8 protein-coding genes are annotated in these 13,009 nt (G+C 61.5%); 3 read left to right on the top strand and 5 right to left on the bottom strand.

Going from position 1 to position 13,009, the window contains the following annotated elements; all coding sequences use genetic code 11:
* Positions 1-51 precede the first annotated feature (51 nt).
* The 3 genes from lepA to ACI5KX_RS07850 form a co-directional block, all read right to left on the bottom strand.
* Positions 52-1,869, bottom strand: a complete 1,818-nt coding sequence (lepA, locus tag ACI5KX_RS07860; RefSeq protein WP_406810116.1) for a translation elongation factor 4 — start codon at positions 1,867-1,869, stop codon at positions 52-54.
* 93 nt (positions 1,870-1,962) lie between these two features.
* Positions 1,963-4,113, bottom strand: a complete 2,151-nt coding sequence (locus ACI5KX_RS07855; RefSeq protein WP_406810115.1) for a putative bifunctional diguanylate cyclase/phosphodiesterase — start codon at positions 4,111-4,113, stop codon at positions 1,963-1,965.
* A gap of 217 nt (positions 4,114-4,330) precedes the next feature.
* Positions 4,331-6,523 (bottom strand): putative bifunctional diguanylate cyclase/phosphodiesterase, encoded by a 2,193-nt coding sequence (locus ACI5KX_RS07850; RefSeq protein ID WP_406810114.1) that lies wholly within the window; start codon positions 6,521-6,523, stop codon positions 4,331-4,333.
* 197 nt (positions 6,524-6,720) lie between these two features.
* Here ACI5KX_RS07850 and ACI5KX_RS07845 point away from each other — a divergent pair, with 197 nt between their 5' ends.
* From ACI5KX_RS07845 to ACI5KX_RS07835, 3 genes are all read left to right on the top strand, one after another.
* Entirely contained in the window at positions 6,721-8,418 is a 1,698-nt protein-coding gene (locus ACI5KX_RS07845; RefSeq protein WP_406810113.1) for an alpha/beta fold hydrolase, read from the top strand.
* A gap of 123 nt (positions 8,419-8,541) precedes the next feature.
* On the top strand, positions 8,542-9,411 hold the full coding sequence (locus tag ACI5KX_RS07840; protein WP_406810112.1) for an alpha/beta fold hydrolase: 870 nt from the start codon (positions 8,542-8,544) through the stop codon (positions 9,409-9,411).
* 73 nt (positions 9,412-9,484) lie between these two features.
* Positions 9,485-11,251, top strand: coding sequence for an amidohydrolase family protein (locus tag ACI5KX_RS07835; protein WP_406810111.1), 1,767 nt, complete (start codon positions 9,485-9,487; stop codon positions 11,249-11,251).
* A gap of 7 nt (positions 11,252-11,258) precedes the next feature.
* On the opposite strand, the gene ACI5KX_RS07830 is transcribed toward ACI5KX_RS07835, so the two are convergent.
* Both ACI5KX_RS07830 and ACI5KX_RS07825 read right to left on the bottom strand, forming a co-directional pair.
* A complete protein-coding gene (locus ACI5KX_RS07830) occupies positions 11,259-12,347 on the bottom strand; it encodes a DUF2855 family protein (RefSeq protein ID WP_406810110.1) in 1,089 nt (362 codons plus the stop codon).
* A gap of 33 nt (positions 12,348-12,380) precedes the next feature.
* Positions 12,381-13,007, bottom strand: a complete 627-nt coding sequence (locus ACI5KX_RS07825; RefSeq protein ID WP_406810109.1) for a glutathione S-transferase family protein — start codon at positions 13,005-13,007, stop codon at positions 12,381-12,383.
* Positions 13,008-13,009 lie beyond the last annotated feature (2 nt).

The following is a 13,009-nucleotide window of genomic DNA, read 5'->3' as shown; positions in this document are numbered from 1 at the left end:
CGAGGTGATCATTCAAAATGGAGCTGTAGGCAAGCCCCTCTTGGACTTTCATCACTCCTCCCCCATCCGCAGCGCCGCGATAAACGCCTCCTGCGGGATTGACACGTTCCCATATTCCCGCATCCGCGCCTTCCCCTTCTTTTGCTTCTCGAGCAGCTTCTTCTTCCGGGTGATATCCCCGCCATAGCACTTCGCGGTCACGTCCTTGCGCAGGGCGGCGATCGTTTCGCGGGCGATAATCTTGCCGCCGATGGCGGCCTGGATCGGGATCTTGAACAGGTGGCGCGGGATGAGGTCCTTGAGGCGCTCGCACATGCCCCTGCCCCGCTCCTCGGCCACCGCGCGGTGGACGATCAGCGAGAGCGCGTCGACCGGCTCGTTGTTGACGAGAATGTTCATCTTCACGAGGTCGCCTTCGCGCAGGCCGATCTGCTCGTAATCGAAGCTGGCATAGCCGCGTGAAATCGACTTCAGCCGGTCGTAGAAGTCGAACACCACTTCGTTGAGCGGCAGCTCATACGTCACCTGCGCGCGGCCGCCGACATAGGTGAGGTTGGTCTGGATGCCGCGACGGTCCTGGCACAGCTTGAGGATCGCGCCGAGATACTCGTCGGGCGTGTAGATCACCGCCTTGATCCACGGCTCCTCGATCATGTCGATCCGGTTCACGTCCGGCCAGTCGGCGGGGTTGTGGATGTCGATCGTCTTCGCGTCCTCGGTCTTGGTGTGCGCGAGGTGGACGCGGTAGACGACGCTGGGCGCGGTGGTGATGAGGTCGAGATCGTATTCGCGGCTGAGGCGTTCCTGGATGATTTCGAGGTGCAAGAGGCCGAGGAAGCCGCAGCGGAAGCCGAAGCCGAGCGCGGCGCTGGTCTCCATCTCGTACGAGAAGGAGGCGTCGTTGAGGCGCAGCTTGCCGATGCTTTCGCGCAGTTTCTCGAAATCCGCCGCGTCGACCGGGAACAGGCCGCAGAACACCACCGGCTGCACTTCCTTGTAGCCGGGGAGCGCCTCGGTCGCGCCATTCTTGACCGTGGTGATGGTGTCGCCGACGCGGGCCTGTTCGACTTCCTTGATCTGCGCGGTGATGAAGCCGATTTCGCCGGGGCCGAGTTCCTTGAGGTCGGTGCGTTTGGGGGTGAAGCAGCCGACGCGGTCGATCAGGTGCTGCGTGCCGCCCTGCATGAACTTCACGTTCTGGCCCTTGGAGAGCACGCCCTCGATCACGCGGACGAGGATGACGACGCCGAGATAGGGATCGTACCAGCTGTCGACGAGGCTGGCCTTCAGGGGCTTGTCGCGCTCACCCTTGGGCGGCGGGATCTTGGCGACGACGGCTTCGAGCACGTCCTCAATCCCGATGCCCGATTTGGCGGAGGTGAGGACGGCTTCGGATGCGTCGAGGCCGATGATGTCCTCGATTTCCGCGCGGACCTTGTCGGGCTCGGCAGCGGGGAGGTCGATCTTGTTGATGACGGGGACGATTTCGTGATCATGCTCGATCGACTGGTAGACGTTGGCGAGCGTCTGCGCCTCGACGCCCTGCGCGGCGTCGACCACCAGCAGCGCGCCTTCGCACGCGGCGAGCGAGCGCGAGACTTCGTAGGCGAAGTCGACATGGCCGGGCGTGTCCATGAGGTTGAGCTGGTAGGTCTCGCCGTCCTTGGCGGTGTAATTGAGCCGGACGGTTTGCGCCTTGATGGTGATACCGCGCTCGCGCTCGATATCCATGTTGTCGAGGATCTGCTCCTTCATCTCACGCTCGGTCAGCCCGCCGGTGAACTGGATGAGCCGGTCGGCGAGCGTCGACTTGCCGTGATCGATGTGGGCGATGATGGAAAAGTTGCGGATGTGCGAAAGGTCGGTCATTTGCCAGCGCATCTAGCGGGGCACGCGGGCAATGTCATTCGCGAAAATCGCAACACCGCTGTGCGCGATGCAAGCTGGGTGAGAAAGCCCGTTCTAGGCGGCTTCGTGGGTCGCGCTTGGGGCGTAGCCGAATTGCGGCACACTGGCGCCCTGCCCCAGCATTCCGCCCTGCATGGCCTTGTAGCTTCCCGGCGACAGCGCGGCGAGCGGCGCGCCGGCGGATGCCAGGGCATAAGGCGATACGCGGTGACGGGTGCACAGTCCGCCCGAGCCGTCGTCCACCAGCGATTGTTCGAACTCGAGCCCCTGCGTGTCGCCGCTCGAGCGGATCACGGTCGCGACCGCGAGCTGCCCGCCGCCCAGGTCGACCACAAACTGCGTCCCTTTAGGAACATCCGCAAGGCCCTGGATCAGGGCGCCGGTCTTCGACAGGTTGCGGAGCGTTACTTCGTAGGAGTGGTCGTCGTGGATCACCTGGATCTTGCGGAACACCGTCCGGCGGCGCGCACGCTTGGTCCGGTCAACGGTCGGCTGGATCTTCCATCCGTCCCCGAGCAGCTCGGATTCGACCACGTCGCGGCCAACCGGATCGGAGAAGATCGGACCCTCGACATAATCGACCCCGCAGTCGAGGAGCGAAACGAGCAGTGCGTTGGACTCGATTCCGTTTGCAATCGTTTCCATTTCCAGCGCGCCGGAGAGAGCGACGATCGCCCGGACCAGCCCGAGTTCACGGCTGTCGTGGCGTTCGGCCTCCAAGATCAGCTTCTCATCAATCTTGATCATGTCGAACGGCGCGCGGCGGAGGTAGGCGAGCGAAGAATAGCCGCTGCCGAATTCATCGAGCGTGAGGCGAACGCCGAGCTTGAACAATTGGGCCAGCGTCCGATCGACCGCGTTCGAGTCCCCGAAAAACACGGCTTCGCTGATTTCGAGCTCGAGACGGTTGGCCGGCATATCGGCCTCCTGCAGAGCCCGGGAAACCTCGGCGACAAAGTCGCTGTGCGCGAACAGGGGTACTGGGACATTGACGGCGACGCGGATCGATTCCGGCCAATAGGCGGCGTGTCGGCACGCTTCCGCAATCGACCATTTGCCCACTTCGACGACCTGACTTGACCCGTCGAGGATGGATGCAAATTCCTCTTCGTCGATCTCGCCGCGTGTATCGTGCATCCAGCAGATATGGGCTTCGAGCGCCCGAACCTTCTGGGTCTTTGCATCAACGATCGGCTCGTATTTCAGAAACAGCTGCTTCTCGCGGACTGCGGTATCGAGATCGGCTTCGAGGCGGCGCCGGAAGATCGCCTCGTTTTCGAGGTCCCCGGAGAAAAATCGATACTGACCGCGCCCGCCGTTTTTGGCAGCGTAGAGGGCGAGGTCGGCAGAACGCACGATTTCCTCGCGCGTCACCCCGTCGTGCGGTGCGATCGCGATACCAACCGAGCAACCGATGACGCAGCGTCCTTCGTCGAGGGAATAGGGTTGCTTGAGCATCGTGATGATCTTCATCGCGATGTCGCCCAGCACCCCGCGGTCATCGACATCGGGGATCATGACCTGGAATTCGTCGCCGCCCAAGCGGCCGATTTCGCACTCGCGCTCGATCGAGCGCTTGAGGCGCTCGGCCACCTGCTTGAGCAGTTCGTCACCGGCGGCGTGGCCGAGTGTGTCGTTGACTTGCTTGAACTTGTCGAGATCGAGCATCAGGATCGCGCAGTTGCGCTTGGCCGATTTGAAGGCGGTCAGGGTCGACTCGATCTGGTGCGCCATCCGGTGCCGGTTCGAAAGCCCGGTAAGCGAGTCGTATTTCGCCAACCGCTGCGTTTCAGCCTCGCGGTGATATTCAGCGGTGATGTCCGCGCCGGTTCCGCGAAAACCGGCGAATTTCTTGCCCGAGGTAAAGACAGGCTGTCCGGCGAGACGAAGCACCGCGCCATCGGGGCGTTTGACCGCCCTCACCGCAAAGCCGGAGAAGGACTTGTGCGCGCCCAACATCAGCGAGAGAGACTTGGTGCGTCCGTCGCCATCGATCGGCGCGAAAAGGGCTGGCAAGGGATGCCCGAGCAAGTCGTCGAGTGGAATGTCGAGCCGTTCGGCAATGGCCGCGCTCAGATAAGTCAGGTTGCCGTCCGCATCGCTCGCCCAGAACCACCCGAGGCCCGAATTCTCGAGTTCGTCGAGCATGGCGAGGCGATCGCCATCGGACAGCATCGACGCCGCTCCCCGGCGGCCGCGAAGCATTCCGGCGCCTTTCGATGACAAGAGAGCCTTTAGGGGCACCCGTTCAATTCCTCCAAGCAATTCACGGTCCAGAACGCTCCGGACCTCTCCCATCGGTAAACCCGGTTGGTTATTTTTGTGCTAATACGAGGCTTAAATTTCCCGTAGCGACCAGCTTCCCGACTTCTGGGCGATCCACTGTTTGGACGGACTCTTGCGCTTGAGAGACCTTGTCCGGTCAACCATTCCGGTTTGTGGCGGCGGTCATATCGACTTCGATAAACGCCTTTTGCGCGGTGCTGTTGGCCCCGGTGATATCGGCGACAGCCGCATCGTTTAGCGCGCGCAGCGGACGGCCAGCCGCCTCGATCTGGTATGGGGAGACCCGGTGGCGGGTACAAAGGCCGCCTGCGCCGTCACTGATCAGCTGGGTCTCGAATTCGACACCCTGGCTAAAGCCTTTGGATCGCCGCACGGTCGCAACCACGAGTTGCCCTCCGCCGAGGTCCAAAACGACGTCGGTTCCGACCGGCACATCCAGCAAACCTTCGATCAATGCTCCCGTCTTCGAGAGATTGCGGAGGAAGACATTGTACCGGCTATTCTCGTGAATCAGACCGATCTTGCGGAATTCGGTGCGCCGTTCGGACCGGTATTTCTCGGGGCCGACCGGCTCGAACTTCAGTTCCTCGCGCGCGAACCGATCGACCAGTTGTTCGGGCGACAAGGCACCCGAAAACAGGTGCCCCTGGATCCGGCATGCCCCTTGACGCACGACCATGTCGAGCTCGTCCTGGGTCTCGACACCTTCGGCTACGGTTTCCATTCCGAGCGCTTTGGCCATGCTGACAATCGCCGCGACCAGAGCGCTGTTGTTGCCGGTGTCGCTGCTGCAACCCCGAACGAACGTCTTGTCGATCTTCAACTTGTCGAACGGAGCATCGCGCAGATAGCTGAGCGAGGAATATCCCGTCCCGAAATCATCGAGTGCGAGCCTGACCCCGATGGATTTGAGCTCGCGGAACAGCCTGAGAGTGCGATCGAGGTCGCCGACGAAGACGCTCTCGGTGATCTCGAGTTCGATCCGCGCCGGATCGACGCCGGACGCCTTGATGGTCTTGCGCACCATGTCCGGAAAATCGTCCGATGCGAATTGCACCGGCGAGACATTGATCGCTGCCCTGATCTGCCGCGGCCATTCGGAAAGCTGCCTGCAGGCTTCTGCGAGGACCCACTCGCCGAGCTGCGACATGATCCCGACTTCCTCGGCCACCGGAACGAAGTCGGCTGGTGAAATGTAACCCCGCTCGCTGTGATCCCATCTCAACAGAGCCTCGAGACAACACACCTCGTGATTCTTCGCGTCGACGATCGGCTGGTAGAACAGCGAAAGCTCGCCTTTCACCAGAGCGTCGCGCAGGTCGTCCTCGATCCGCTGCCTGAAATCGGCGCGGTTGCTTAGCTCGCTGGAATAGAAGCGATGCGTGCCGCGCCCCGAATCCTTGGCAGCGTACAGCGCGAGATCGGCAGCCTTGACCAGTTCGTCTCCGTCGATCCCGTCGAATGGGGCAACCGCGATGCCGATCGAACATCCGATAATCGCGCGCGCACCTGCTATCGAATAGGGCTGCGACACCATTTGCACGAGCCGCTTTGCGAGTTCTCCGAGTTCGCCGCGATCATCCATGTCCGGCAGGATGATCTGGAATTCGTCGCCGCCCAGTCGGCCTATTTCGCCGCGATGCGCGAATATTTGCTTGGTCCTGTCGGCGACCTGCTTGAGCAATTCGTCGCCTGCGGGATGGCCGAGCGTATCGTTGACCTGTTTGAACCGGTCGAGGTCGAACATCATTATCGCGCAGGAGCGTTTTGCCATGCGGAATGCCGAGAGCGTCTGCTCAAGCTGCCGAGCCATGCGCAACCTGTTGGCGAGCCCGGTCAGGGAATCGAACTGGGAGAGCTTTTCGGCATCACGGGCTTCCAAGCGTTCGCCGGTAATGTCGCGAGCTGTACCGTGATATCCCGCAAACCTGCCAGACCCTTCGAGACGCGGATTGGCAGAGATCTCCCACCAAACATCGGGCTTTGCACCTTTTACCTTGACCTGCATTCGCGAAAACGGACTGTGCGAAGCCAGACGGAAATTCAGGGGCCGCGCTGCAGATCCCGAAATGTCCTTTTCATCGGTGAAGAACAGGTCGGTCAATTCCGAGCCGATCACGGCATCTTCGGCCTTGTCGAGCACCTTTTGCGCTGCAGGGGAGAGATAGGTCAAACGGCCAGCAGCGTCTGTTTCCCAGAACCAACCGAGGTGAGAATTCTCGACGCTTTCGAGCAGCGCAGCCCGGCGACGCGGATCGACCTTCGCCGCCCTACCGGACGCCGACTGGAACTTGGTTTGATTTGCCAGCCGTGAAAGTAGCCTGGCCATCGATCGGGGTTCTCCGGATTCACCTTCAGGAGTCTGCCGTAGCCTTTGAAACATTGAAGATTGGCTAAGAGCGGTTAACGAAGTCCCATTGCGTGGGACCGCTCGCGGCCGAACTTGAAACTTCCATGGGCAAAAGGCATTAACAAAAGCAAACTGCGAACGCGCGCTCAATGCGCCGCACAGCGAAAGGGAAACAGATGTCCAACGGCACCGTAAAACTCGAAAACGAAGCGGCTCAATCGACGAATGCGCTGGGGCCGTTGATCGGGGTCGCGCGCGAAGATTTTGTCGGCGCGGTTGCCTTGCTGCTGCGTGAAACGGCTTCCGATCCGAACCGCGCCTTCCGCCATGCACGTTCGATGACCGAAGACATGATCAAGATCATGACCGGCAAGAGCGAACTTGCCCCAGACCCCAAGGACAAGCGGTTTCAGGACCCGGCGTGGCAATATAATCCGTTCTTCCGTGCCGGCGCGCAATATTATCTCGCGGTCCAGAAGGGCATGCGCAACTGGCTGGAGGAACTCGAGCTCGATGAACTCGAGCGCAATCGTGCAAACTTCATCGCCAACATCATCCTCGACGGACTCGCGCCGACCAACACGCTGGCCGGCAATCCCATCGCGCAGAAGCAGGTCATCAACTCGGGTGGCCTGTCGCTGATCAAGGGCTTGCAAAACGCTTACAACGACCTCGTCAACAACAAGGGCATGGTCAGCCAGGTCGACAAACGCCCGTTCAAGTTGGGCGAGAACATCGCGACTTCGAAAGGCTCGGTGGTCTACCGCACCGAGATGTTCGAACTGGTGCAATATGCGCCGACGACCGACGAGGTTTACGAAATTCCGCAGCTTACGATCCCGCCGCAGATCAACAAGATGTACATCAACGATCTCTCGCCCGAAAAATCGGTGATCAAGTGGCAGGTCGACAACGGCATCCAGACCTTCGTCATTTCCTGGCGCAACCCGTCGAAGGAACAGGGCATCTGGGGCATGGCCGATTACATCAAGGCTTGCGAGGAAGCGCTTGAGGCGGTTTCCGAGATCACCGGATCGAAGAAGGTCAACGTTTCCGCCGGGTGCTCGGGCGGCCAGACCGCCGCCGTGCTCGCATCGAAGCTGGCCGCGACCGGCAACGATATTCTTGGCACGCTCACGCTGATGGTGTGCGTCCTCCACCCGAAGCCGACCGATATCGAGGCCGGTTCGCTCGTCAGCGAGAACGGCATGCGGCTCGCGCGCCAGCGCGCGGCGAAGGCTGGGATTATCAAGGCGGACGACCTCGCCCGCGGTTTCGCGTGGCTGCGGCCCAACGACCTGATCTGGAACTATGTGATCAACAATTACCTGCTCGGCATGGACCCGCCGGCTTTCGACGTTCTCTACTGGAACGCCGACGCAACCAACCTTTCTGCGAGCCTGATGGGCGACTTCCTGACGCTGTTCGAAACGCTCGCCTTCACCAAGCATGGCGAGGTCGAAATGGCGGATCACAAGGTCGATCTCAGCAAGGTAACGTCCGACCTCTTCATCCTCGGCGGCGTGACCGACCATATCACCCCTTGGAAGGCGACCTATCGTTCGACCCAGCTGTTCGGATCCAAGGACGTCACCTACGTGCTGAGCCAGTCGGGCCACATGCAGGCGATCCTCAACCCTCCGGGCAATCCCAAGGCGAAATATTACGTCCAGAAGAAGAAGGGCAAACTGCCCGCAACCGCCGACGAGTGGCTGCAGGGCACCGAAGAGGTGAAAGGCAGCTGGTGGCCGTTCTGGATGGAATGGATCCAGAAGCGCTCGGGCGCGATGAAGCCCGCTCCGGAAAAACTGGGGAGCGCCACCTACAAGCCTATGGACCCGGCCCCCGGACTCTACGTAGTCGAGGAAGTCTGATACAGGCGCGCCTGTAAAAACTGACTTGCAGCTTATGGGACGCACCCCCGTGAGGGATCAACGAGGGTGCCTCCCACCCACGCCGCTGGCTCTGTCCCGGCGTGCAGAAAGGACGGGAATTTCGTGTCGAATCCAATGAAAGACGCGGTCGTGACCATGGAGGAAGTGGGCGGCCGGACGCTACGGACTGCTACGTGGAGGCTCGACAAGCCCACCGATCACCCTCCGATCCTGTTCTTCAACGGCATCGGCGCGAATATCGAAGCTGTGGCCCCTTTGACCGAGGCCCTTCCCGACCGCGGCTTTGTCATGTTCGACATGCCGGGAACGGGCGAATCACCCGACCCGCTGATCCCCTACAACCCGTTCACGATGAGCTGGACGGCGGCCGAATTGCTGGCGCGGCACGGGCTCGGCGAAGTCGATGTGATGGGCGTAAGCTGGGGCGGCGCGATGGCGCAGCACTTCGCGCTCCAGCACGCGAACCGGACCCGGCGGCTTACGCTGATCGCGACGACGCCGGGTATGGCGATGGTGCCGGGGAACCCCGCAGCCTTCACCAAGATGGCCAATCCGCGCCGCTACATCGACCCGGAATTCATGAACGAGCACTTCGCGACGCTCTATGGCGGCGTCGACAAGGACGGGGCAGAGCACCAGAAGGATAGCCATATCGGACGGCTCAAGCCCCCTTCCCCGCGCGGCTACATGTATCAATTGCTTTGCATGCTCGGCTGGACCAGCCTCCCGGCCCTGCCGTTCCTCAAGAGCGAAACGCTGATCATGATGGGCGAAGACGACCAGATCGTGCGCCCTATCAATGGCCAGATCCTCAAGGCCATGATCCCCAATTCGCGGATCGAGATGATCAAGGGCGGCGGGCACCTGTTCCTGCTGACCCATGCCGACGAAAGCGTCGCGCTGATCCGGAAATTCCTCGATGCGCCGGAGACAGCCACGGAAACAGGACGCGACCGGGCTGCGGCGGCCTGACCCTCGCACTTTCGAGCGCTGGACAGCGCTTTAGCGATAGGACATCCTCTCTCCCATAACGGGAGAGAGAACCATGCCTGCATTCGACCTCATCATCCGGGGCGGAACTATCGTTGACGGCACCGGCGCCGAGCGCTTTACCGGCGATGTCGCGATCAAGGACGGGCTGATAGCCCAGGTCGGCGAGATTACGAGCGATACCGCCGAAGAGATCGACGCGACCGGCAAGGTTGTGGCGCCCGGCTTCGTCGATATTCACACCCATTACGACGGGCAGGCGACGTGGGACCAGGAAATGGCCCCTTCGAGCTGGCACGGTGTCACAACGGTAGTGATGGGCAATTGCGGCGTCGGCTTCGCGCCCGCCAAGCCCGACCGCCACGAATGGCTCATCAGCCTGATGGAAGGCGTCGAGGACATCCCCGGCACTGCACTGTCCGAAGGGATTACATGGGATTGGGAAACCTTCCCCGAGTATTTGGACGCGCTCGAGAAACTGCCGCGTACGGTCGATATCGGCACCCACGTCCCGCACGGCGCGGTCCGCGCCTATGTGCTCGGCGACCGCGAACAGCCCGGCGCGGTCCCTACGCAAGAGGATATCGCGACAATGTGCGACATCGTCGAGGAAGGCGTGCGCGCTGGCGCGCTTGGCTTTTCGACCTCGCGCACGGTGCTGCACAAATCGGTCGATGGCGAACTGGTCCCCGGCACCACCGCGACGCCTGAGGAACTGGTCGCGATCGGCAAGGCGATGGGGCGCGGCAAAGCGGCGGGAGGCCACGCGGTGTTCGAAATGGCGAGCGATCTCCAGCGCGACTGGAACGAGTTCGAATGGATGGGCAAGCTCAGCCGTGAGGCGGGCATCCCCGTAACCTTCGCCGCGCTACAAAGCATCGCCAAGGAGCTCCCGCTCGAAGAGCAGATCAGCGAAATGCGGGCGCAGAACGACAACGGAGCGAACATCGTCGCGCAAATCGCTCTGCGCGGCAACGGCATCATCATGGCGTGGCAGGGGACGGTGAACCCGTTCGTCTTCCGCCCGAGTTGGCAGGGGATCAAGGACCTGCCGTGGGCCGAGCAGAAGGCGAAGCTGCTCGACCCGGCGTTCAAAAAGCAGCTGCTTTCGGAAGCCAACGACTATTCGGAGGCCCCGCAGGACATCCTCGGCGTGGTGATGGTCATCACCCAAGGGTGGGCGCTGCAATACGAGATGGACCCCGATTTCGATTACGAACCGGAGGCATCGGCCAGCGTGAACGCGCGGGCTCAGGCGGCGGGCGTCGATCCTCAGGAATACGCTTACGACATGCTATGCCGCGAGGATGCGACGGGCTTCATCTACCTGCCGATCCTCAACTATGCCGATGGCAACCTCGATTTCCTCGTCGATCTCCAGAAATCCGAGGACACGGTGAATTCGCTGTCCGATGGCGGCGCACACTGCGGGACGATCTGCGACGCAGCCTCGCCCACCTTCATGCTCCAGCACTGGGTGCGCGATCGGAAACGTGGCGAACGCCTGAGCCTCGAACACGCGATCAAACGCCAATGCCGCGACACGGCGGTGCTTTACGGCCTCGAGGATCGCGGTGTGATCGCGCCGGGCTATCTCGCCGATCTCAATGTCATCGACATGGATGCACTGCAGCTCGGACGCCCCTGGCTCGCCTTCGACCTTCCGGCAGGCGGCAAGCGGCTGCTGCAGAAGGCCGATGGCTATGTCTGCACGATCAAGAACGGCGTGGTGACGTTCCGTGAGGGCAAGTGGACCGGCGCAACGCCGGGTGGCCTGATCCGCGGTCCGCAACGGGCAGAACTTGCCGAAGCGGCGGAATAAAAACGGCTCAGGGCTCGACCACGATCCCCTTGGATGGATCGACTTTCCCGCCGAACATTTCGAGGAAGGTCTCGCGCGCGGCTTCCAGTCCGGACAGCTTCACGATGTCGACTGTTCCCTCGACGCCTTTAAGGAATTCGTGCCAAGTTGCGGCGACAAGCTTGCCCCCCTCGACCGGACCGTGCTCCTTGAAGAACTCCACCGCGTGGTCGGGCGCAAAGAAAAGCGTCGGCTTGGGGCCTGGCAGTCCGCGATCGGCCGTCAGTCCGCCCTCACCTCTTTCCTCGATATGGGTCGCACCCACGAGGCAGGAATATTTGAGCGTGTCGGTGAAGTGTTCGTGCAGCTTTGCGAGCAGCGAGGCATTGCCGGCGAAGTCGACGGTGACGCTTTCCGCGATCGGCATGGTCCCGACCTCGTCATATGAAAGGACCTTGTCGTAAAGCCCTGTTTCCTCGACGAATTCCACATTCCCGGCCGATGTCAGGCCGATGCGCTTGATCTCGGGTGAATTCTGCCTTGCGACGCTGGCAAGGCCCATCGCCGTTTTGGACGATGCGCTGGTGAGAATCACCTGTCGCGCTTCGAACCAGTCCTGTTTGCGCATGAAATACTCGATCAGGAACCCGGTCTTGAATAGCGGGCCGAAGATCATCCGCTCGTCTTCCCGCGCCGGATCATGCTCCGGGTCGGCAGCAAGCCGCTGGTAAGTGTTGTAGACCGGGCTCATCGGCTGGCGGTAATCGGTCGTGTCGAGAAAGCTCGATGCCGAAATATTGCCCGGTCGCACGTCGAGATGGGTCGCCATCGGCAGGTAGCCGTAAACCCGTTCGCCTACTGCGATTTCCGGGTGGTTGCTCTCGATAACCTTGGCGTGACCCCACATCGGGACGATGCCGAGCCCTTCCGGAGCGGGGAAGAAATCCCAATATCGGAAGCCATCGCCGACCACGGCATAGGTGATGTTGTTGGCGGTGACCGAGAAGCTCTCGATTTCGAGCCTTACGGCGCCGTCGGCCAGTTCGCCGGGTTCAACATGGACAAGATCGGCGTGGGTCAGGTCGTCCTTGCGGACATGGACTTGCTGAATGGTCATGGCTGTCTCCTCTTTGAGAAGACTCCTAACCCATCACGGTTCGCTTTCCCACCGTGTTGCGGCGATCGACGGACGCAATTCGCAATCGGCCATCCAGCGCGATATGTGGTCGCATTGTGCAATCCCCATTTCGCCCTGAGGCGTCATCTGCAATCCGCGCATGACCGGATAGAGGAAGACATCGGCCATGCAAAAGCCGTTGGCAGTCCAGGCTCCCTTTTCCGATAGCGCGGCTTCCACGAACCCGAGTGCACGGCTGATGTCCGGGAGCGATCGTTCGATCCGTTCCCGGTCGAGCGGAAACCCCGCGTAGCGATGCATGATCCAGGGCATGACGAGACCGTTCTCGAACATCGGGAACAGGTAATTGTTGGCGATCGCAACCCACTTGTCCGATATGGCGCGCGCGGCCGCGGCGACGGGCTGCAGGGCGCCGCCATTGTGAGCATTGTCGATGTAATTCGCGATCGCGACGCTCTCGATCAGTTCGAGGCCGTCGATCTCGACCACCGGGATCTTCCCGAAGGGATGCCGGTTTTCAGGCGAGCGCGCCGCGGTCGGTACGGTCTCGTGAGAGATCCCCGCTTCCTCGCAAGCAATCTCGACCACACGCGTATACGTCGAAATGACCGTCCCGAAGATGCGGGCCTGCGCGGTCAAGG

Origin of the sequence: Erythrobacter sp. GH1-10 (assembly GCF_045363165.1) — a bacterium.
In the GTDB taxonomy this organism is placed as follows: Bacteria; Pseudomonadota; Alphaproteobacteria; order Sphingomonadales; family Sphingomonadaceae; genus Erythrobacter.
Note: the sequence above shows the minus strand (reverse complement) of the source record. Positions and strands in the feature narration are given on the sequence as shown.